Origin of the sequence: Pseudomonas sp. (assembly GCF_050739935.1) — a bacterium.
Lineage (GTDB): Bacteria > Pseudomonadota > Gammaproteobacteria > Pseudomonadales > Pseudomonadaceae > Aquipseudomonas.
In genome coordinates this window covers 1-21141 of sequence record NZ_JBOICF010000013.1, presented here as the reverse complement: position 1 = coordinate 21141, position 21141 = coordinate 1, and the positions used below count along the sequence as shown (strand labels likewise).

The window sequence follows — 21141 nt, the reverse complement described above, 5'->3', positions numbered from 1 at the left end:
TCGGTCCGACGCTATAGGGTCATGGCGCGCACGTTGACGCCGCCTTCCAGCCGCTTGAGTTGCACAGTGTCACTGATGCCAAAACCAATCTGGGTCACCGCCATGGCGGCAATCGCCGTAGCCGTGCGCAAGGTCTGCTCGGGTTTGTGCCTGCTGAGCAAACCGTGAACCATACCCGCCAGCAACGAATCCCCCGCGCCCACCGTGCTTGCCACGCTGACCTTGGGCGGCATTGCCTGCAACGCCACCTCGGCGCTGAACCAATGCACGCCTTCCGAACCTTGGGAAATCACCACATGCTCGATCCCGCGCTGACGCAGGTGAGCGGCGGCCTGCGCCTGGGCAGCGATGGAAATAATCGGCGCATCCAGCGCGTCGGCCAGCTCTTCAGTGTTGGGTTTGATCAACCAGGGCGAGGCTTCAAGGCCCGCGCGCAGGGCTTCACCGCTGGTGTCCAACGCGACTTTCAGGCCCATTGCGTTGAGCCGTAGCAGCAACGTCTTGAGCCACTGCGCATCGACACCACGAGGCAGACTGCCTGCCACGATCACGGCATCGAAGTCGCCGGCGATCTGTTCGACCCGCGTCGCCAGCGCCTGTTGCGCCTGAAGGCTGACCTGAGGGCCGGGACCGTTAAGATCAGTGATGCGACCGCTGCTTTCCGCCAGCTTGATGTTGCTGCGGGTTTCCCCCGGCACGCGGACGAACTCATCGATGAAGCCACGTTTGGCGAACAACGACTCGAATGGCTGTTGATTGTCGACGCCGAGAAAGCCCGCCACGGTCAGGGTATGCCCAAGATCCGCCAGCACCTGAGCAACGTTGATCCCCTTGCCCGCCGCATGGCTGAGCATCGCTTCGCTGCGGTTGACCTGTCCTACCTGCAACGGCCCCAACTGCACGGTCAGGTCCAGTGCCGGGTTAGTAGTCAATGTCAGAATTTTCGCCATTACAGCCCCTCCACGAGGGCACGCACTTCAGCGGCACTTCCCACAGCCAGCGCGGCCTGCGCGAGCTGTCGAGCACCGATCACATTCAACTCACGCACGCAGGCTTTAACTTCGCCAACACTGCGTGCCGCGACACTCAATTCATCCACACCCAGCCCCACCAGCACTGGTACCGCCAACGGGTCGGCCGCCAACTCGCCGCAAACACCGACCCATTTGCCGTGGGCATGGGCGGCGCGCACGGTGATGTCGATCAACTGCAGAACCGCTGGATGCAAGCCGTCGGCCTGGGCTGACAAGGTCGGGTGACCACGGTCGATGGCCAGGGTGTACTGCGTCAGGTCGTTGGTGCCGATGCTGAAGAAGTCCACCTCTTTGGCCAGCACCGGCGCCAGCAACGCCGCCGACGGCACCTCGATCATGATCCCCAGTTGCAGGTCTGCTACCGGGATCTGCGCACGCAGGCGCTCGGTCATGTCCCGCGCCAGACGCCACTCCTCGACGGTGCCGACCATGGGGAACATGATCCGCAATGGACGGTTGTCAGCCGCCCGCAACAGTGCACGCAGCTGGCTCTCCATCACATCGGGCCGTTGCAGGGTCAGACGAATGCCGCGCACGCCGAGGAAAGGGTTTTCCTCCTTGTCGATCGGCCAGTACGGCAGGGGCTTATCGCCGCCGACATCGAGGGTCCGCACCACCAGCGGGCGGCCTTGGAGATCGTCCAGCACGCGGCGGTATTCGGCCTCTTGCGTGGTTTCGTCAGGGCCCGAGCTGTGCGCCATGAACAGCAGCTCGGTGCGCAACAGGCCGATACCTTCAGCGCCCTGCTCTACCGCTGCGGGCGTCCCGGCGCTGTCGCCGATGTTGGCGAACACCTCGACGGCGTGGCCGTCCCTGGTAATCGCCGGTTCCATGCGCAAGGCGGCCGCGGCTTTAAGGCGATGCTCGCGAGTGTCGCGATCGAGCAATGCGCGTTGCAGGGTCGGCTCGTCCGGTGCTACGTCAAGGCGGCCGCGCTGGCCATCGATCAGCAACACGGTGCCGGACTTGATCAACAGCACCGCGTCACCGGCTCCCACCAACGCCGGAATACCCAAGGCACGCGCGACAATTGCGCTGTGTGCGGTGGCGCCTCCGCGTGCGGTGAGTATCCCGGCGACGCGCACCGGATCGAGCCGAGCCACGTCGGAGGGGCCGACTTCATCCATCACCAGAATGTAGGGTTCTTGCGGTTCGACCAGATCGTCGACGCCGCAGATCTGCGCCAGCACGCGACGACCGATGTCACGCAGATCGGCGGCGCGCTCGGCCAGCAGTGCGTCCTCGAGTTGTTCCTGTTGCCGGGCTGCGGTGTCGATTACATGCGCCCACGCGGCAGCAGCGCTCTCGCCTTGCTTGAGGCGCAGAACGACTTCGTCCAGCAGCTCGGGGTCGTCGAGCATTTCTTGGTGAGTGATGAAAATTTCGCGTATGGCCTTGGCGGTGCTGCGCTGGATCAGCCCATCGATGTCATCGCGCACTTGCGCCAGCGCTGAATGCAGACGCTGGTGTTCGGCGTCATGGGATTCGCCCATCAGGGCGTAGTCGAACACTGGCAGAACGTGCACATGGGCCGGGCCGATGGCGATGCCGGGGGCGGCAGGCACCGCCTGGATCCGCGCCCCTGCGGCGGGGGCACTCAGGTGTTTTTCCAGGGCAGCGGCAATCGGCGTCGGCGCCGCTTCGGTCGGCAACGGTTCGATCTCTTCACCCAGGCCGTCGCGCACTGCGGCGACCAACGCGGGTAATGCGTCGCTGGCGACAGCGGGCTCGGCAATGAACTCCAGCACCTGACCACGACGAACACCCAGGCTCAGCAGCTTGCTCAGGCTTTTGACCGACACAGGATTCTCGGCGCTATCAACGATGCGCACGCGCACCTCGCCTTCGAAATTCTTCGCCAACTGCGCAAGGATTTTGGCGGGACGCGCATGCAGTCCGTGGGCGTTGGCGAGCGGGACACGTTCGCTCGGCCAGTCAGGCGGCACATCACCCCCCAGCGCCTGCAGCACCGCGCGACTGCTGGTGGCCTGCCCGAGTTCCTGGCCCCGGCCCTCGATCAGCAGCGCGCAAAGACGCTCGAGCAATGCCTGATGGGATTCACCCAGACTGGCCAGACAGAACAACCCGCTGAGCGGCTGTCCCAGATGACGCATCGGTTTGTCCGGCGTGACGAAAGCCAGGCCCGGCTTGTTGACCATCTGCTCGCTGTGCAGCCACCACAGGCCATCGCCCAGCGGCAGCGGCTCGACCTGTTGCAGTACGGCGGCAAAACCGTTGTTCACGCATTCGGCGCGGCGCAACAGCCGCGCACCACGCCAGACCAGCTCTTCGAAATCATCGACCGACGCGCCGAGGCTGATCATCTGCGCATCCAGCGCCAACTCCTGCGGCGCGCCTTGCAGCAACTTGAGCAACGACTCGGGATCGCTGGCCTGACGCAACGCTTGCCCCAAATCGGTTTCGCCCAGGGCGCGGGTCAGCAGTTGCAGCAGGCGCAAGTGTTCGTCGGATTTGGCAGCGATACCGATGGCGAGATACACCATCTGCCCATCTCCCCAATCCACGCCCTGCGGAAATTGCATCAAACGCACGCCAGTGGCATACACCTGATCGCGGGTTTGCGGGGTGCCGTGGGGAATCGCGATGCCCTGCCCGAGAAAGGTCGAGCCCTGCTGCTCACGCGCTTGAAGACCTTGCAGATAACCGGGGGCCACTAGACCATCGGCCACCAGCATATCGGCGAGCAACCGCAGTGCGGCAGATTTATCCAGAGCCACTTGGTCCATGGAAATTTGCTCAATGGTCAGCTCGAGCATCGCTTTCTCCTGATTCTTGTTTTCAGGCCGTAAATAGCCAATTTCTGCGTTGCCAGCGCCAGATTTCAGACCAGCGTTCTCGCCAGATCACAGCGATAAACAGGCGTGCTGAATCGTTTAATCTACATCGGCGGGCACGTTACTCGATATTCTTCGGCGATTGAAGCACTCTCGGTCGATTGATTCAGAAAGCGTCCACAAACTCCCACCTGACAGTGGTCTGCTGTAATGATGACGCCGAATCGGTGAAAATCCGTCCGCATTCCGTCCGAGTTAAAGAATAAAAGGAACGTCCGCTTGAAACTCAGTGATATTGCGCGTCTGGCCGGTGTGTCCGTCACCACCGCCAGTTACGTGATCAACGGCAAGGCCGAGCAGCAGCGCATCAGCAACGCAACCGTCGAGCGTGTACGCGCGGTGGTCGAGGCCCATGGTTTTCGGCCAAACCCACAAGCCGCCGGCCTGCGCAGCCGCCACACCCGCACATTGGGCTTCATCTTGCCGGACCTGGAAAACCCCAGTTACGCGCGCATCGCCAAGCAGCTCGAACAAGGTGCCCGCGCTCGCGGTTATCAGTTGCTCATTGCCAGCTCCGACGATGATCCCATCAGCGAGTTGCAGTTGTTGCAGCTGTTCCGCGCTCGTCGCTGTGATGCTCTGTTTGTCGCCAGTTGCCTGCCCGCCAGTGATGACAGCTATCGCGAGCTGCAAAAGCACGGCATTCCGGTCATCGCCATCGACCGCGAAATGGACCCCGCGCACTTTTGCTCGGTGGTCAGCGACGACCACGACGCCAGCCAGCAATTGACTCGCAGCCTGCTGGAAATCCAGCCCCGGCATATCGCGCTGATCGGCGCTCGCCCGGAGCTTAGCGTGAGTAAAGCCCGTGCCAGCGGCTTCGAAGATGCGCTGGACGATTTCAAGGGCTCAGTCATTGTCGAACACGGTGAATCCTTCAGCCGCGAATGTGGGCTGCGAATTGCCGGTGAAATGCTGGATCGTCTGGGCTACTTTCCCGACGCGCTGATCACCACTTCCTATGTGTTGCTGCAGGGTGTATTCGATCTGCTGCACGCACGCAGCCTTAATCCCGACCAGTTGCATCTTGGCACCTTTGGCGACACGCAATTGCTGGACTTTTTGCCGCTGCCAGTCAATGCCATGGCCCAGCAACATCCTTTGATTGCCGAAAAAGCACTGTCCCTGGCACTCTCGGCCATCGAGCAGGATCAGTATGAACCTGGCGTTCACGCCATCGTGCGTACCTTCAAGCAGCGCATTCACGAGGCCTGAGCGTGACCTTGATCGACACCCACACGCATCTGGATTTCGAAGATTTCGATGCCGATCGCCAAGCTGTGCTCAGCCATTGTCGAGCGCTGCAAGTAGAGCGCGTCGTAGTGTTGGGGGTCTATCAGCGCAATCTGCAGCGGGTGTGGGATCTGGCGCTCAGCGAGCCTTCCGTTTACGCCGCGCTGGGTCTGCACCCCATCTATGTAGATGAGCACCGCCCTGAGCATCTGCAGGACTTGCGTGACCGGCTCGCAGCGCTGGCGGGGCATCCCAAGCTTTGTGCGGTGGGTGAAATCGGCCTCGATTATTACGTCGAGTCGCTGGACAGAGCGCAGCAACACGCGATATTCGAAAGCCAACTGCAGATGGCTGCCGATTTCAATCTGCCCGTCCTGCTCCACGTCCGACGCAGCCACGCCGACACCATCGCCGCGCTCAAGCGCTTCAAGCTCAAGCGCAGCGGAATCGTGCATGCCTTCGCGGGCAGTCGTGAGGAGGCGAAGGAGTACATCAAACTGGGGTTCAAACTCGGACTCGGCGGTGCCGCCACTTGGCCCCAGGCGTCACGCATGCATCGGGTTCTCGCGGAGCTTGCGCTGGAGAGCGTGGTCCTGGAAACAGACTCGCCAGACATGGCACCAGCGATGTTTCCCGGTCGGCGCAACAGCCCGGAGCACTTACCGGAAATCTGCGCGGCACTGGCTGGCCTCATGAGCGTTTCCGCCGAGCGACTGGCTCGGGCCAGCACCGAAAATGCCTGCGAAGTGTTCGGCTGGACATAACGCCACCACAAAATTAATTTTGTAAAAAGAAATTTCAAACCTTCCCAGCGGTCCCTTGCTTATCCACCCCCGATAGCTAAGGACACTGGCAATGAAATTCTCCAAATTCGCACAAGCGCTGTCGAAATGGACCGGCAGTCCGCGGACCTTTCTTGTCGCGATTATTTTGATTTGTGCGTGGGCCGCAACCGGGCCGTTGTTCCATTACAACGACACCTGGCAACTGATCATCAACACCTCGACCACCATCATCACGTTTCTCATGGTGTTCCTTATCCAGAACACCCAGAACCGCGATACCGATCAGCTGCATATCAAGATCGACGAACTGTTGCGCGTGACCAAGGATGCGCAGAACGCAGTGTTGAGTCTGGATAACCTGGATCAGAAAGAACTGCATGACCTGCGCAAAAAATACAGGGCAATGGGGGAGAAGGAAGAGACCGATCACACTCTGCCATTTCCCGAATGTGAGGCAGACGAAGCCAATAAAACTTCAGGCCAGACCGCGAACCATTGATCACCCGTCGAGGAACTACGCCGCTTTGCGCTCTTCTTACCTGTTAAGCCCCGGCATTCGGGGACTTTTCAGCATTGTATTTGGGAGACAGAAAATGCCCACTCAAAACAAAGACAAGTACACCGCCGAGCAGAAGAAAAAGGCCGCGCACATCGAAGACAGTTACGAGTCCAAAGGCGTGTCCAAGGGCGAGGCCGAAGCACGTGCCTGGGCGACGGTGAACAAGCAGTCCGGCGGCGGTGAGAAGAAAGGTGGCTCGGGAGCCAAGAAGCCCGCAAGCGCTAAATCCCATGATCGCAAGGATTCGGCCAAAACCGCCGTTGCCACCAAACACGGTGCCCCGCGCCGCAGCGGTGAGTCGCTGGATGCGCAAACCAAGGTCGATCTCATGCAACGGGCGCGAGGACTGAACATTCATGGCCGCTCGACGATGAGCAAGCAGGAGTTGATCAGCGCGATTCGCAAGGCCGCCTGACGCGTCGGCGAGATGTGCCTAGGCTTCGGTGGGGGCGAATTCATTCGCGATTAATCAATCAGCCGACGCAAGTGTGTCGGCTGTGCTGGCCATTCGCGAACGAATTCGCTCCCACACTAAGTCGAAGACTGCTCTGCCGAGCCTGATAAACAGGGAGTTCGCCCATGAGCGGATCACGCAGCACTGCAAAGTCTGAAGTCGTTCTGCTGACCACCCACAAGAAACTGGCCACCCACGAAACGGTCGTGCAGCAGGCGCTGGCAGAGAGAATCGCCAGATTACTGGGGGCAAAGTTCGTCGGCGCTTATGACCCCGCGCTGCACAAGGGGCACGCCCTGTATTACATCCCGTCCGACACCCTGATCGGAAAGAAAGAAGGTGATGCGCTGAATATTCTCAGCGTCGACGATTTCTTCGGTGGGCTGATCGATCATCCGTTCATGGCGACCAAAGCCATTTCTCACCCACTCCTGAAAGACGCGACGGCCAAGCCAGCGGGCTGGTCGGAGCGATTTTTCGAGCACGCTGCCGACGCGGTTTTGCACGGGTTCAGCGTGTTCAACGCAGATGACGCAAGACGCGCGGGCGTTCAGTTGCTCAAGGACGGTCCCATTCGGGTAAAACCCGTGCTGGCAACCGCAGGTCGAGGGCAGGTCGTGGTGGCCTCCGAGCAAGAGCTGGACAAGGCCTTGGCGCACCAGAACATGGCCGAGGTCGAGGAATGGGGCCTGGTCCTTGAAGAGGATTTGCGCGATGTCATCACGTACAGCGTCGGCCAGGTTCGGGTTGCCGGGATCGTGGTCAGCTATCACGGCACTCAGAGCCTGACCGAGGACAATCGCGGGGAAACCGTATATGGCGGCTCTCAGCTGTGGCTGGTACGTGGTGACTATGATCAATTGCTCAAGCTCGATCTTGGGGACGACGTGCGGCGCTCGGTGACTCAAGCCATGAGCTATGAAAAGGCCGCGCTGAATTGCTTCCCGGATTTCCTGGCCTCGCGACGAAACTACGACATCGCCCACGGCACCAACGCCCGTGGCCAGATCTGTTCCGGAGTGCTGGAGCAGTCTTGGCGAATCGGTGGCGCCAGCCCTGCCGAAGTCGAGGCGCTGATGGCGTTTGCTGCCGATCCCGGCCTGCAGCGCATCGGCGCTTCCAGTCATGAAATCTACGGGCAGACCACCCTGCCCGCCGACGCTCATGTTCTCTACGAAGGCGACGATCCAGACGTTGGCCTTATCAGTAAATTCACACAGGTCCAGCCTTATGACCGTACGCAGTGAAAACATCGAGATTAATGTCAGCGATGAGACCATCTCCGGCACCATTCTCACACCCGGCGCGAAGATGCCCGGCATCCTCTTCGTTCACGGTTGGGGGGGGAGTCAGCAGCGCGACCTTGCACGGGCCAAGAACATCACGGGCCTTGGCTGCGTATGCCTGACCTTCGATTTACGCGGCCACGAGCGGACTCACGAAATGCGCGCCTCGGTGTCCCGCGAACACAGCATGGAAGACCTGCTGGCGGCGTACGATAGACTGGCGAGCCATCCGGCTGTGGATAACAATGCGATCGCGATCATCGGTAGCAGCTACGGTGGCTATCTGGCAACGATCCTCAGCGGCGTGCGGCCGGTGCGCTGGCTGGCATTACGTGTCCCGGCGCTGTATTGGGACGCCGACTGGGATATGCCCAAGCAGGCGCTGGACCGGGATAAACTGGCGCACTATCGACGCTCGGCGGTGACCGCCGCCGATAACCGCGCCTTGGCGGCATGCAAGGATTTCAAGGGGGATGTGCTGCTGGTCGAGTCCGAGCAGGACGACTACGTGCCCCACGCAACTTTGATGAGCTATCGCACGGCGTTCGACCTCGCGCACTCGCTGACCTATCGTTTGCTGGACGGCGCCGATCATGGGCTGAGCAGCGATACGAGTCAGCATGCCTACACGACGTTGCTGACCAACTGGATCAGCGAAATGGTCATCGGCTCGCGGCTTGTGGATTATCCGCATCATTCGGCGGCGTATTCTTGATTCCACGCCGCGGTGGTGAGGAACAAACGAACCCCTGTAGGAGCTGCTGGAGTTGTGCGACGGTGGCGAAAGCGGTGTGTCAGTCGACATAAATGTATGTGACCCACCGCGTTCGCCAGCAAGCCGGCTCCTACAGTGATGGAGGTGTGTCAGGCAAAATGGCGTTGCATCCACCCGGCCATCAAATACTTGGCAAATCCGCATCATTGGCCGAAGCATCCACCCGGCTGTCGAACCCCGGGGTGAGGATGATCTTGCGGCAGTCCTCTTCGCGCTTGTCAAAAATCCTATAGCCCTCTGCCGCCTCTTCCAGGGATAGCCGATGGGTGATGATCGCCTCGGGTTTCAGCGTCCCCTCTTCGATCAGCGTCAGCAGCTCGGGCAGATAACGATGTACGTGGGTCTGGCCCATCTTGAAGGTCAGGCCCTTGTCGAAGGCATCGCCAAACATGAAGCCATGAATGAAACCCGCATACACACCCGGCACACTGACGGTTCCTCCGCGCCGCACAGCGGCGATGCACTGGCGCAACGCCTTGCCGCTGCTGCCTTCGAGCTTGAGCGTCGCGAGGATGGTTTCGGTGGCGCTGCCCTTGGCTTCGAAGCCCACCGCGTCAATCACCGCGTCAACGCCGCGCATGCCCGAAGTCTGACGAATGATGGTATCGGCCGGATCGTCATCTGCGTCGAAATTGATCGGCACTGCGCCGTAGGTGAATTGGGCGTAGGCAAGACGATAGGCGTGATGGTCGACCATGAAGATTTTCTCGGCGCCCAGCATCTTCGCGCACGCGGCACTCAAAAGCCCTACAGGCCCTGCGCCATAAATCGCAACGCTTGAGCCCGGCTTGACCCCGGCGTTGAGTACCGCTTGCCAGGCGGTGGGCAGGATGTCCGACAGAAACAGCACCTTCTCGTCCGCCAACGTTCCCGGCACTTTGAATGGCCCGACATTGCCCTTCGGCACGCGTACATATTCGGCCTGCCCACCCGGAACGCCGCCGTACAAATGGCTGTAGCCAAACAAAGCCGCGCCTGGGGCAATCGACTTTTTATTCAGAATCGAGCCACGCCCGATATTGGTTGTCTCGCAGGCAGCGAAGGCGTCCATCTGACAGAAGAAGCAGCTGCCGCAGGCGATGACGAAAGGGATCACCACGCGGTCGCCCGGTTTGACTGCGCTGACCTCCGGCCCGACTTCTTCGACGATGCCCATGAACTCATGGCCAAAAATATCGCCGTGCTCGGTGGCCGGAATCTTGCCGCGATACAGGTGCAGGTCCGAGCCGCAGATAGCCGTCGCGGTAACCTTGAGCAGCACGTCATCGGCTTCCTGAATGATGGGGTCGGCAACGGTTTCCACTCGCACCTCGTGGGCGCCGTGATAAGTCAGTGCACGCATGAACGTCTCCTTGCCTTGCAGGCAAACCGCTGTCGTAGACGGGTTCTGAGAGGGGCATTCAATAAGGATAGGTCGGGCCGTGGTGAAGTTCAGGAGCCAGGCGCACAGGTGACAAGCGGGTGGCACACCAGACAGTTCCCTGTAGCTGCCCTGCTGGCGGAGGTGGCGCCTCCTTCAAACCGCACCCGGTGAGCGGCGCTGCTGCAGAAAGCCCGGACCGTCGCCGATTTAGTGGTGAGAGACCATTGGCGCTGACGCCGTTTCAGGCGATATTGAGTAACGATTTGAAACATATCCGCCGTTCTGGAGCCATCATGAGTTCATCGCCCTCCCGCATCTGCATTGCCGGCGCAGGCGCCATCGGTTGTACGCTGGCCGTCCGCATCGGGCTCACGGGACGCAGGGTCAATGTCTTCGCACGTGGCCAAACACTGACCGCCTTGCAAAGCAACGGCGTCCAGCTTCGCGACCTGCAAGGCCATCATCATGTGCAGGTCAATGCCAGCGACAGCGCCGAAGCATTGGGCGAGCAGGACATTGTCTTTCTCTGCACCAAAGCGCCGTCGCTGAGCGGTCTGTTGCCGAACATCGCTCCTTTGATCGGCCCGAATACGGTCGTGGTGCCGGTGATCAATGGCGTGCCCTGGTGGTACTTCCACGGTGAAGGTGGACGCTTCGACGGCAACCGGGTGGAGACGGTCGATCCGGACAGCCGCATCACCGACACACTGGATCTGCACAAGGTCATCGGTTGCGTCGTATTCATCACCGCGCAAAGCTCGGCGCCTGGTGTGGTCAAGACTCACAACCCCTATCGCATCATCTTCGGCGAGTTGGACAATCGGCTGACGCCGCGGCTGGAAAGCCTGCGAGCGTTGATCGAAAGCGCCGGTATCGAAGCTCAGGGCACCGATCGTATTCGCGACCAGCTGTGGACCAAGATTATCGCCAACCTGACGTCCAACCCGGTTTCGGTGGTGACTGGCGCGACACTGGAGCAGATTTACGGCCTGCCGGACATGCGCGAGCTGGCGCTGGCGATGTTCAATGAGGCGATGCAGGTGGCCGCTGCGTATGACGCGAAGCTGAGTATGGAGCCTACGACTTTCATGCGGTTCGGCGCGAGCATGGGACCGGTGCGGACCTCGATGCTTCAGGATTTCGACAAGGGATTGCCGCTGGAACTGGCAGCGATTGGCGACGCGGTGGTGGAGTTGGCGGCGAAGGTAAATATCCCGATGCCGATCACCAACAGCGTGCTGACGTTGGCGCGCTTTTGCGGGGAGCATGCGCACCAAAAGGAGCATGGGCGGCATTGAGGAAGATCGATGGCGTTCCCACCTCTGCGTGGGTATGCATCCTGTAACGCTCCGTGTCATCCATGTCGCCTGCACGGCATTCCCACGCGGAGCGTGGGAACGATCAACGCATCAGCGCGTACCAGAAATTTCTGGCGAACACCTATCTCTGTGGGAGCGAATTCATTCGCGATTGTCCGGCACATCCGACAGAGATTTGTCAGCTGTACCACAGCATCGTCGGAATGCCGTCCAGAATGAATTCGTTTCCACAGGTTAGTCCCACGGCATCTTTACGTAATCGGCGCCGGATTGAACAGGGTGATGTCGTTGTGCAAACGATAGTGCTCGGTCCAGGTCTTCTTCTTGCCGCTGGCGACATCGAGATAGAAATGGAACAGCTCCCAACCGAGGTCCTCGATGCTGGCGCGACCGGTGGCGATACGTCCGGCATCGATATCGATCAGATCCGGCCAGCGCTGGGCCAGTTCGGTTCGGGTCGACACCTTGACCACCGGTGACATCGCCAGACCGTAAGGCGTACCGCGACCAGTGGTGAACACATGCAAGTTCATCCCTGCCGCCAGTTGCAGCGTTCCACAGACGAAATCGCTGGCTGGCGTCGCGCAGAAAATCAGCCCCTTACGATTAACCCGCTCGCCAGGGCCCAGCACCCCGTTGATCGCGCTGTTCCCGGACTTGACGATCGAGCCCAGGGACTTCTCGACAATGTTCGACAAACCACCCTTTTTATTGCCGGGCGTAGTATTGGCGCTGCGATCCGCCTCGCCCTTGGCCAGATAACGGTCGTACCAGTCCATCTCGCGCACCAGTTCCTCGGCCACTTGCGTGGTTTCGGCGCGGGACGTCAGCAGGTAGATCGCATCACGCACTTCGGTGACTTCGGAAAACATCACCGTGGCGCCTGCGCGCAGCAGCAGGTCCGAGGCATAGCCCAACGCAGGGTTGGCGGTGATGCCGGAAAACGCATCGCTGCCGCCACACTGCATGCCCAGGATCAGCTCGGAGGCCGGCACGGTTTCGCGACGACGCTGATCGAGCTTCTTCAGACGGGCTTCGGCCAACTCCATGATCTGCTCGATCATTTCGTTGAAGCCGTGTTTGGAATCCTGCAGACGATACATCCACTCTTCGCTCAGATCGACCGACGGGTCGTTCTGGTGCATCACCTGATCGGCCTGCAGCTTTTCACAGCCCAGACCAATCACCAACGCCTCGCCGCCCAGGTTCGGGTTGCGCGCCAGGTTGCGCACGGTACGGATCGGGATGTACGCGTCCTTGGCAGTGATCGCGACGCCACAACCATAGGTGTGGGTGATGGCCACCACGTCATCGACATTCGGGTATTTGGGCAGCAGTTCATCGCGAATCCGCTTGACCGCAAAATCCAGCACGCCGGTGACGCATTGCACGGTGGTGGTGATGCCGAGAATGTTGCGCGTGCCGACAGTGCCGTCGGCGTTGCGATAACCCTCAAAGGTGAAGCCTTCCAGCGGTTCGCCCTTGCCCGGCACTTCGGTGGACAACGGCAGGCTGTCCAGCGGCGGCGCGCTTGGCATGCGCAATTGATCCTCCTTGACCCAACTGCCGCGGGGAATCGGTTGCAGGGCATAACCGATGGTCTGCCCGTAACGAATTACCGCCCCGCCTTCGGGGATATCCACAGTGTTGACCTTGTGGCTTTGCGGCACGTTATCGATGGTCACCAGACCATTGTCGAACTCCGTTCCCGCCGGTACGCCCTGGTCATTGACCACGACGACAACGTTATCGCGCTCGTGCAGGCGGATGTAACGTGGCGAGTCGGCATGTTGAATCAAGTTCATCACGGTTTTCCTCAGATTTTTGCCTGGGCTCAGCTTTTGGCTTGAGAGATTTCGCCTACTTCGCTGGCCCGCAAATCACCCTGCGTTGGGGTGTCTTTCAATTCCACTCGTTTGATCTCGCCGACGATGAAGACGTAGCTGATCACGGCCACCAGCGCGTTGGCGCCGACGAACACCAGCGCCCATTTGAACGAGCCGGTGGAGCTGATGATGTAACCAATCACGATTGGCGTGGTGATCGATGCGATGTTACCGAACATGTTGAACAATGCACCGCTCAGACCGGCGATCTGTTTAGGCGATGCGTCGGACATCACGGCCCAGCCCAGCGCGCCCACGCCCTTGCCGAAGAAGGCCAGTGCCATGAAGCCAACGACGATCCATTCGATGTCGACGTAGTTGCAGGTGACGATGGAGGTCGACAGCAGCAGACCGCCAATGATCGGCGCTTTGCGCGAGAACGTCAGCGAATGGCCGCGACGCAGCAGGTAGTCGGAAATGACCCCGCCCAGCACGCCACCGATGAAGCCGCAAATGGCCGGCAACGAGGCGATGAAACCGGCCTTGAGGATGGTCATGCCGCGTTCCTGGACCAGGTACACCGGGAACCACGTCAGGAAGAAATAGGTGATGCCGTTGATGCAGTACTGAGCCAGATAAATACCCAGCATCATGCGATTGGTCAGTAACTGACGAACGTAGTCCCATTTCGGACCGCCCGCGGAGCCTTTGCCCTTGTCCTGATCCATGTCGACCATGCCGCCATTGTCGGCAATGTGATCCAGCTCGGCCTTGTTGATCATCGGGTGGTTGCGCGGGCTGTGGATAATCTTGAGCCAGATCAGCGAGAACACCACGCCGACGCCGCCCATGACCACGAACACGTGCTGCCAGCCGAAGGTGAAGACGATCCAGCCCATGATCGGAGCGAACAGAACGGTGGCGAAGTATTGCGCCGAGTTGAAGATCGCCGAGGCAGTGCCACGCTCGGAGGTCGGGAACCACGCCGCCACGATGCGCGCGTTGCCGGGGAAGGACGGCGCCTCGGCCAGACCTACCAGGAAGCGCAGCATGAACAGCGCGACGATGGCGGTGGAGAGACCGAATTCACCGACATAGCCTTGCAGCACGGTGAACAGCGACCAGGTAAAGATGCTCAGTGCGTAGATCTTCTTCGAACCGAAGCGATCGAGCAGCCAGCCGCCCGGGATCTGACCGGCCACGTAGGCCCAGCCAAAGGCGGAGAAGATATAACCGAGGGTAACGGCGTCGATGCCGAGGCTTTTTTGCAGACTGGAGCCAGCGATGGCGATGGTTGCACGGTCGGCATAGTTGATCGTGGTCACCAGAAACAGCATGAGCAGGATCAAATAGCGGACATGAGTCGGCTTGGTTTTTTGCATGTTCGAAAACTCCCACTAATTATTTTTTTGCGCGGGTTAAACGATTTTGTATGTGTGTGCTGCTCGCCTCTGCCCCTAAATTCAGATGCGATTGAAGCCCCTGCTTTCACGATGTAGCCAAGGTAGCGCCTGGGGGAAACTCACACGCCGGCCGCCCTGCCGACGCGAATTGCCTGAAACGTAAATGGTGATGCTCGCCAATCTGCAGAAGAACAAAGACCCATTGGCAAAAAACCGCTGATCTCTCAGCGGCTTTGCGGCAGGTCGGCGATTACTGCTGGCCTTGCTTGTCCATCAGTGCAGCGAGCATTTCGAACTCTTCCGCAGTCAGGTCGGTCAGTGGCGCGCGAACCGGACCTGCGTCGTAGCCAGCGATTTTCGCGCCCGCCTTGACGATGCTGACGGCATAGCCGGCTTTGCGGTTACGGATATCCAGGTAGGGCAGGAAGAAATCGTCGATCAGCTTGCCGACAGTGGCGTGATCGTCTTTGGCGATTGCATGGTAGAAGTCCATCGCCAGCTTCGGCACGAAGTTGAAGACAGCCGAGGAGTAAACCGGCACACCCAGCGCCTTGTAGGCGGCGGCGTAGACTTCAGCAGTCGGCAGGCCACCCAGGTAGGAGAAGCGATCACCCAAGCGGCGACGAATCGAAACCATCAACTCGATATCGCCCAGGCCGTCTTTGTAACCGATCAGGTTAGGGCAACGTTCAGCCAGACGCTCCAGCAGAACCGGGGTCAGGCGGCAAACGTTACGGTTATAGACGACAACACCGATCTTGACCGATTTGCAGACCGCTTCAACGTGGGCGGCAACGCCGTCCTGGCTGGCTTCGGTCAGATAGTGCGGCAACAACAGCAGGCCCTTGGCACCCAGACGTTCGGCTTCCTGAGCCATCTCGATGGCTTGACGGGTAGGACCACCGACGCCAGCCAGAATCGGCACGGTCTTTTCGCAAGTGTCGACGGCGGTCTTGATGATTTCGGAGTATTCACGGCCGGTCAGGGAGAAGAATTCACCTGTACCGCCAGCAGCGAACAATGCGGAAGCGCCGTACGGTGCCAGCCACTCCAGGCGTTTGATGTAACCAGCGCGGTGGAAATCGCCCTGGGCATTGAAGTCGGTTACCGGAAAGGACAGCAGACCGTGGGAGAGGATGGACTTCAGTTCTTGTGGATTCATTATTCGAACACCCTGGGAAGCTAATTGTGTGAATGGATCACCAGACCTGCGCTGATGTCGTAAGTCATCGTACAACTCAGAATGACATCTCTCAATAGGGGGTGTGAATTATTTATGCAGGGAGGGATGAGTGGTGATGTGGCGAGCCAAACCGGCGCCGGCGTTATTGCTGTAGATAGCTAGGGCTTGTGAACACTGGCAACAGCGGGAGTGCGCTGGCTCACGAAGCGGGGGTAAAGGCATGAGATATCTTGCGGCTGAAACCCGCCTTCGTGAGCAGGCTCACTCCACAGGTGATGTATCAGCCGCTAAATCGAGGAGATCCAGTCAGCTTTTAGCCTCGTCGCATTACGTCATACGACTTCAAGCCCGCTGCGATTCCGCTTCTTCATGAGCATGGCGTAACCGCTCGCGGCTGTTGGTCAGGTGCAGGCGCATGGCGGCCCGGGCGGCATCGGAGTCCTGGCGGGCGATGGCGTCATAGATTTCTTCGTGTTCGCGGCTCAGACGGTTCATGTAATGCTGATGATCGTCGTGGGCCAGACGGGCGGAGTTCAACCGGGTGCGCGGAATGATGCTGGTGCCCAGATGATTCATGATGTCGGTGAAGTAGCGGTTGCCGGTGGACAGCGCAATCGCCATGTGAAACTGGAAGTCTGCGCCGACGGCGTCGCTGGCATGGGACGCGCCTTCATTGAGCGCGTCGAGGGCGGCGCGCATGTCAGCCAGTTGCTCGGGCGAACGGCGCTGCGCGGCCAGACCTGCAGATTCGACCTCAAGGCTGATCCGCAACTCCAGAATCGCCAGCACATCGCGCAACGTAACGATGGTCGCCGGATCGATGCGAAACCCGCTGGCGCTCGGCGTGTCGAGCACGAAGGTGCCAATGCCGTGCCGTGTCTCGACCAGACCGGACGCCTGCAAGCGCGAAATGGCTTCACGGACCACCGTGCGGCTCACGCCCTGCTCTTCCATGATCGCGGACTCGGTGGGCAGCTTATCGCCGCGCTTGAGCCCGCCGTTGCGAATTCGCTCGGAGAGTTCGGTTACCAGTTCCTGCGCGAGGCTGCGGTGCTTTCTACGGGCGCGAGGCGGAGCACTCTGATTTTCCATATCCAACAGGCATCTCTAAATACGGTGAAAGGCTAATCATAGCTCACCGAGTTGTACGATCACATAACAAACCCGGCGAGTTCATAGGTTTTTGCGGCACTTTGCCCGGTTTATCCTTAGATCACCGTTTCAGGATGCGGTTGCTCCTGCAACTGGCCGTCCTCGATGCGCAGATGACGACGATGGAAACGCTTGAGACTGCTGCGATGGCCGATGCTAAGCAGCGTGACGCTTGGCAATTCGTCGAGCAGGGCTTGATAAAGCGCAGCTTCGTCTTCCTCGTCCATCGCCGACGTCGCTTCGTCCAGATACAACCAGTCCGGCGCGAACAGAAGAGCCCGGGCGAACGCCACCCGCTGCTGCTCTCCCGGCGACAGCATGCGCTGCCAGTGATTGCTTTCGTCCAGACGCGGCACCAGGTGACCCAGGCGGCAAGTCTCCAGAACCTGGGCAAAACGCTCGGCCGGGTACACTTCGGGCGCTTGTGGATAACTCAGGGCTTCGCGCAGCGTGCCGATGGGCAGATAGGGTTTCTGCGGCAGGAAGAAGGCACGCTTGGCCGGTAATTTCACCGCGCCATGCCCCTCGCTCCATAACCCGCCCATCGCTCGCAGCAAGGTACTCTTGCCGCTGCCGGAACGTCCGCTGAGCATGACTTTCTCGCCTGGAACGATGTCGATGCTGGCGTTTTTCAGTAGCTGACGACCGCCGATCAACGAAAGATCCAGCCCCTGCACATGCAGCGCATTACTTTCATGACTGACCTTGATCGCTGGCACGCGGGCCTCGTTTTCATCCATGGCCTGACGGAAGCTGAGCAGACGATCACAGGTCGCACGCCACGACGCCAGTTGGGTGTACGCATCGATGAACCAACTGAAGTTCTCCTGCACATTGCCGAACGCGGAGTTGATCTGCATCAGCTCGCCCAGTTCGATCTTGCCGGCGAAGTAACGCGGTGCCGCAACGACGAAGGCGAAGACGATGGCGATCTGCGAGTAGCCTGCGGTGAAGAATGTCAGACGCTTCTGCACTTTCATGATGGTCCAGAAATTACTCCAGACCATGCCGAAACGTGCGCTCAGCCGCTGATTCTCGTTGGCTTCGCCGTCGGACAGAGCAATGCTTTCAGCATTTTCGCGAACCCGGACCAGGGAGAAACGCATGTCCGCTTCGTAACGCTGTTGCTGGTTGCTGAGCAGGATCAGCCGTTTGCCGATCAGGTGGGTCAGCCAGCTGCCAACGGCGGCGTACAGCAGCGCGGCCCAGAACATGTACCCGGGAATGGTGATGCCATATAGCTCGATGCTGCCGGACACGCCCCACAGGATTACCGAGAACGACACCAGACTGACCACCGTGCGCAACAGGCCAAGGCTCAGGCTGAGGGTGTCGGAGGTGAAGTTGTTGAGGTCTTCGGACAGACGTTGGTCAGGGTTGTCGGTGTAACCGCCCTGCTCCAGCCGGTAGTAATTCTTGTGCGCGAGCCATTTGGCGAAGTGCTTTTCGGTGAGCCAGCGACGCCAGCGGATGGTCAGCATTTGCGTGAGATAAAGCCGATACACCGCGCCGAGGATGGCGATCGTGGCAATCCCGCAAAAATACAGGATCAAGTGGGTGAAGGCGCCCAGATCCTTGTTTTGCAGGGCGTTGTAGAAATCCCGGTACCAGCTGTTGACCAGTACGGAGATGAAAACGCTGAACAGCGAAAGCGCGATCACAGCAACCAGCAGGACCCAGGCCATGCCTTTTTCTTCGCTGCGCCAGTACGGCGTAACCAGCTTCCAGACCCGGGAGAAAAAGCTCCCGGTCACAGCGTCATTGACCCTGGATTCATCGATATCAAAATTCATGGTGAAGGCTCGGCGACAGGCATTTAATGGCGTTGGCACCAATGTGCCAGACGCCACACACGGTCTTCCATGAAGAAATCTTTATGGCGATCCCTGCTTAACGACGGACCGGTCGCTTCTGCAGCTTGCGCTGCAGGGTACGTCGATGCATCCCCAACGCCCGCGCCGTGGCCGAAATATTGCCCTCATGCTCGGTCAGTACCCGCTGAATGTGTTCCCACTGCAAGCGGTCCACGGACATCGGGTTTTCCGGGACCAGGGTGTCCAGATCGGCGTGCTCGGACAGCAGCGCTGCCAACACATCATCGGCGTCGGCGGGCTTGCACAGGTAATTGCAGGCGCCGCGCTTGATGGCTTCGACAGCGGTGGCGATGCTCGAATAACCGGTCAGTATCAGGACACGCATTTCCGGGTCCAGTTCCAGCAGCTTGGGCAACAGCACCAGACCGGAGTCGCCTTCCATCTTCAGATCGACCGTGGCGTAGTCAGGAAGATCCTCCTGGGCCAACTTCAAACCTTCCTCCGCGGAGCTGGCGGTGCTGACACGAAAGCCGCGACGGGCCATGGCGCGCGCCATCACGCGGGTGAAGGTGGCATCGTCGTCCACCAGCAACAGGTGCGGCAGCTCTTCGCCTTCGACCTGGATCTCATCAGTCATGCTTCATCTCCTGGTGCATTACGGGGCAGGCGCAGTTCGGTGAGCGTGCCGCCTTCCTCGTGAGGATAGAGTTTTACCGAGCCGCCCGCGCGGGTCACGCTGGCCTTGCTCAAGAACAGGCCCAGGCCGAAGCCTTTGCCCTTGGTGGTGAAAAAGGGTTTGCCGATCTGTTCGGCCACCGCCAGCGGCACACCTGCGCCGTGATCGCGAATGGTGATGCTGATCTCCACGGCGCTCCAGTCCACGTTCACTTCAAGCCCTTCCGGGCAAGCGTCGGCCGCATTGTTCAGCAAGTTCAGCAGGGCCTGGGTCAGATCGGGCGGCGGCGCGACCATCGGTACATCGCCCTGCCCCAGACGCTGGAAGCGGTAACTGGCTTCGGGGCGCATCAGGTGCCAGCGATTGAGCGCCTGATCGAGCCAGTGGGTGACGGTCTGCTCCTGCACGGCCAGACGGCGATTGGCTTCGGCGGCACGAACCAGTTGCTGCAGGGTTTCCTTGCACAGCTTGACCTGATCCTGCAGCACCGACAGATCTTCCTGCAGCGCAGGGTCTTTGTGATCCTGTTGCATCTCCTTGAGCAACACGCTCATGGTCGCCAGCGGCGTGCCGAGTTCGTGGGCCGCACCTGCGGCTTCGGTGGCCACGGCCAGTAGTTGCTGATCCCGGGCGCCCTCTTCACGGCGCAAGGCGCGCATCTGCTCCTGGCGACGCAGCTCCTCGGCCATACGCGCGGCAAAGAAGGTGATCACCCCGGCGGCCAGCGCGAAACTCAGCCACATCCCGTAGATCTGCATCTTCTCGCGAGCGATGGCGAAGGCTTCCACGGGATAGAAGTTGGCAAGCATCAGGGTGTACAGCGCCAGGGCGATGCCGGACAGGATCAGTGAATAGCGCCAGGGCAGTGTCACCGCGGCGATGGTCAGTGGCACCAGATAATAGGAAACGAACGGGTTGGTCGATCCGCCCGAGAAATACAGCAGCGCGCTGTGGATAAACAGGTCGAACGCCAGTTGCACGGCGTATTCAAGCTCGGTCACCGGCCATGAGGTGCGCAGCCTGATAGCTGTCAGCATGCAGACAATGGCGGAAAATCCTAGGGTGATGTCCAGTTGCAGCCAGGGCAGCGGCAGCAGATTGAACAGATAGGCAAAACCGACCGAGCCGGCTTGCGCACCCAGCACCAGAATGCGGATGAACGTCAGTCGCCAGAGGTTCTGGCGGGTGGCAGAGAGAAGTTGTACGGGGGCGAGCATGAGCTCTCCTGATGAGCGCTCCAGGCGGACCGGAGCGAGTATAACCAATGCGGCGTTGCTTTCCGTCAAAGTGCGTCAAAGCGCCACAGCGATGGCTCATCCGAGCGATTGATTTGCCCAAACCTGCGGGGGGCACAACCTTTGTATAAGCCGGCTTGCTGGCGAAAGCGGGGTGTCAGACGACGGATCTGCACCTGACCCACCGCG

At 60.1% G+C, this 21141-nt stretch carries 17 protein-coding genes; 7 read left to right on the top strand and 10 right to left on the bottom strand.

Features of this window, described 5'->3' with window-relative positions; translation table 11 throughout:
• Positions 1–11: 11 nt before the first annotated feature.
• Both pfkB and ptsP read right to left on the bottom strand, forming a co-directional pair.
• Positions 12–950, bottom strand: a complete 939-nt coding sequence (gene pfkB, locus ACRER8_RS01410) for a 1-phosphofructokinase (RefSeq protein WP_431744581.1) — start codon at positions 948–950, stop codon at positions 12–14.
• Complete coding sequence (gene ptsP, locus ACRER8_RS01405) at positions 950–3811, bottom strand: phosphoenolpyruvate--protein phosphotransferase (RefSeq protein WP_431744580.1); 2862 nt, start codon at positions 3809–3811, stop codon at positions 950–952. Before ptsP ends, pfkB begins: the two co-directional genes overlap by 1 nt.
• 297 nt (positions 3812–4108) lie before the next feature.
• Here ptsP and cra point away from each other — a divergent pair, with 297 nt between their 5' ends.
• The 6 genes from cra (at position 4109) to ACRER8_RS01375 (ending at position 8921) form a co-directional block, all read left to right on the top strand.
• The gene (gene cra, locus ACRER8_RS01400; RefSeq protein ID WP_431744579.1) at positions 4109–5104 is read left to right on the top strand and encodes a catabolite repressor/activator; all 996 of its coding nucleotides are present in this window, start codon (positions 4109–4111) and stop codon (positions 5102–5104) included.
• Complete coding sequence (locus tag ACRER8_RS01395) at positions 5101–5886, top strand: TatD family hydrolase (RefSeq protein ID WP_431744652.1); 786 nt, start codon at positions 5101–5103, stop codon at positions 5884–5886. Before cra ends, ACRER8_RS01395 begins: the two co-directional genes overlap by 4 nt.
• 91 nt (positions 5887–5977) lie before the next feature.
• Positions 5978–6406: a low affinity iron permease family protein gene (locus ACRER8_RS01390; protein ID WP_431744578.1), complete on the top strand. Its 429-nt coding sequence runs from the start codon at positions 5978–5980 to the stop codon at positions 6404–6406.
• Between the two features lie 94 nt (positions 6407–6500).
• Positions 6501–6881 carry a Rho termination factor N-terminal domain-containing protein gene (locus ACRER8_RS01385; protein ID WP_431744577.1) on the top strand — a complete coding sequence of 127 codons (381 nt, stop codon included), beginning with the start codon at positions 6501–6503 and terminating at the stop codon, positions 6879–6881.
• Between the two features lie 164 nt (positions 6882–7045).
• Positions 7046–8167 (top strand): DUF3182 family protein, encoded by a 1122-nt coding sequence (locus ACRER8_RS01380; RefSeq protein ID WP_431744576.1) that lies wholly within the window; start codon positions 7046–7048, stop codon positions 8165–8167.
• A complete protein-coding gene (locus ACRER8_RS01375; protein ID WP_431744575.1) occupies positions 8151–8921 on the top strand; it encodes an alpha/beta hydrolase family protein in 771 nt (256 codons plus the stop codon). The genes ACRER8_RS01380 and ACRER8_RS01375 overlap by 17 nt, the downstream gene beginning before the upstream one ends.
• Positions 8922–9102: 181 nt before the next feature.
• Here the strand turns inward: ACRER8_RS01375 and ACRER8_RS01370 are convergent, their stop codons facing one another.
• On the bottom strand, positions 9103–10323 hold the full coding sequence (locus ACRER8_RS01370; protein WP_431744574.1) for a zinc-dependent alcohol dehydrogenase: 1221 nt from the start codon (positions 10321–10323) through the stop codon (positions 9103–9105).
• Positions 10324–10637: 314 nt separating this feature from the next.
• Between ACRER8_RS01370 and ACRER8_RS01365 the strand changes: the two genes are divergently transcribed.
• Positions 10638–11642 carry a ketopantoate reductase family protein gene (locus ACRER8_RS01365; protein WP_431744573.1) on the top strand — a complete coding sequence of 335 codons (1005 nt, stop codon included), beginning with the start codon at positions 10638–10640 and terminating at the stop codon, positions 11640–11642.
• Positions 11643–11914: 272 nt separating this feature from the next.
• Here ACRER8_RS01365 and garD read toward each other — a convergent pair whose 3' ends face one another.
• From garD to ACRER8_RS01330, 7 genes are all read right to left on the bottom strand, one after another.
• Positions 11915–13468: a galactarate dehydratase gene (garD, locus tag ACRER8_RS01360; protein ID WP_431744572.1), complete on the bottom strand. Its 1554-nt coding sequence runs from the start codon at positions 13466–13468 to the stop codon at positions 11915–11917.
• Positions 13469–13497: 29 nt separating this feature from the next.
• The gene (locus ACRER8_RS01355) at positions 13498–14871 is read right to left on the bottom strand and encodes an MFS transporter (RefSeq protein WP_431744571.1); all 1374 of its coding nucleotides are present in this window, start codon (positions 14869–14871) and stop codon (positions 13498–13500) included.
• Between the two features lie 271 nt (positions 14872–15142).
• Positions 15143–16054 carry a 5-dehydro-4-deoxyglucarate dehydratase gene (gene kdgD / locus ACRER8_RS01350; protein WP_431744570.1) on the bottom strand — a complete coding sequence of 304 codons (912 nt, stop codon included), beginning with the start codon at positions 16052–16054 and terminating at the stop codon, positions 15143–15145.
• Between the two features lie 363 nt (positions 16055–16417).
• On the bottom strand, positions 16418–17167 hold the full coding sequence (locus tag ACRER8_RS01345) for a FadR/GntR family transcriptional regulator (protein ID WP_431744569.1): 750 nt from the start codon (positions 17165–17167) through the stop codon (positions 16418–16420).
• A 116-nt stretch (positions 17168–17283) separates the two neighbouring features.
• On the bottom strand, positions 17284–19020 hold the full coding sequence (locus tag ACRER8_RS01340; protein WP_431744568.1) for an ABC transporter ATP-binding protein/permease: 1737 nt from the start codon (positions 19018–19020) through the stop codon (positions 17284–17286).
• A gap of 97 nt (positions 19021–19117) precedes the next feature.
• Positions 19118–19678, bottom strand: a complete 561-nt coding sequence (locus ACRER8_RS01335) for a response regulator transcription factor (RefSeq protein ID WP_431744567.1) — start codon at positions 19676–19678, stop codon at positions 19118–19120.
• Positions 19675–20934: an ATP-binding protein gene (locus ACRER8_RS01330; RefSeq protein WP_431744566.1), complete on the bottom strand. Its 1260-nt coding sequence runs from the start codon at positions 20932–20934 to the stop codon at positions 19675–19677. The genes ACRER8_RS01335 and ACRER8_RS01330 overlap by 4 nt, the downstream gene beginning before the upstream one ends.
• Between the last annotated feature and the right edge of the window lie 207 nt (positions 20935–21141).

Bases quoted from the DNA above. Each gene is read 5' to 3' on its own strand.
- ACRER8_RS01390 (WP_431744578.1), top strand. From the start codon at position 5,978: ATGAAATTCTCCAAATTCGCACAAGCGCTGTCGAAATGGACCGGCAGT.
- ACRER8_RS01380 (WP_431744576.1), top strand. From the start codon at position 7,046: ATGAGCGGATCACGCAGCACTGCAAAGTCTGAAGTCGTTCTGCTGACC.
- pfkB (WP_431744581.1), bottom strand. From the start codon at position 950: ATGGCGAAAATTCTGACATTGACTACTAACCCGGCACTGGACCTGACC.
- ACRER8_RS01335 (WP_431744567.1), bottom strand. From the start codon at position 19,678: ATGACTGATGAGATCCAGGTCGAAGGCGAAGAGCTGCCGCACCTGTTG.
- ACRER8_RS01340 (WP_431744568.1), bottom strand. From the start codon at position 19,020: ATGAATTTTGATATCGATGAATCCAGGGTCAATGACGCTGTGACCGGG.
- ACRER8_RS01370 (WP_431744574.1), bottom strand. From the start codon at position 10,323: ATGCGTGCACTGACTTATCACGGCGCCCACGAGGTGCGAGTGGAAACC.
- ACRER8_RS01365 (WP_431744573.1), top strand. From the start codon at position 10,638: ATGAGTTCATCGCCCTCCCGCATCTGCATTGCCGGCGCAGGCGCCATC.
- ACRER8_RS01385 (WP_431744577.1), top strand. From the start codon at position 6,501: ATGCCCACTCAAAACAAAGACAAGTACACCGCCGAGCAGAAGAAAAAG.
- ACRER8_RS01330 (WP_431744566.1), bottom strand. From the start codon at position 20,934: ATGCTCGCCCCCGTACAACTTCTCTCTGCCACCCGCCAGAACCTCTGG.
- ACRER8_RS01375 (WP_431744575.1), top strand. From the start codon at position 8,151: ATGACCGTACGCAGTGAAAACATCGAGATTAATGTCAGCGATGAGACC.
- ACRER8_RS01345 (WP_431744569.1), bottom strand. From the start codon at position 17,167: ATGGAAAATCAGAGTGCTCCGCCTCGCGCCCGTAGAAAGCACCGCAGC.
- garD (WP_431744572.1), bottom strand. From the start codon at position 13,468: ATGAACTTGATTCAACATGCCGACTCGCCACGTTACATCCGCCTGCAC.
- ACRER8_RS01355 (WP_431744571.1), bottom strand. From the start codon at position 14,871: ATGCAAAAAACCAAGCCGACTCATGTCCGCTATTTGATCCTGCTCATG.
- kdgD (WP_431744570.1), bottom strand. From the start codon at position 16,054: ATGAATCCACAAGAACTGAAGTCCATCCTCTCCCACGGTCTGCTGTCC.
- ptsP (WP_431744580.1), bottom strand. From the start codon at position 3,811: ATGCTCGAGCTGACCATTGAGCAAATTTCCATGGACCAAGTGGCTCTG.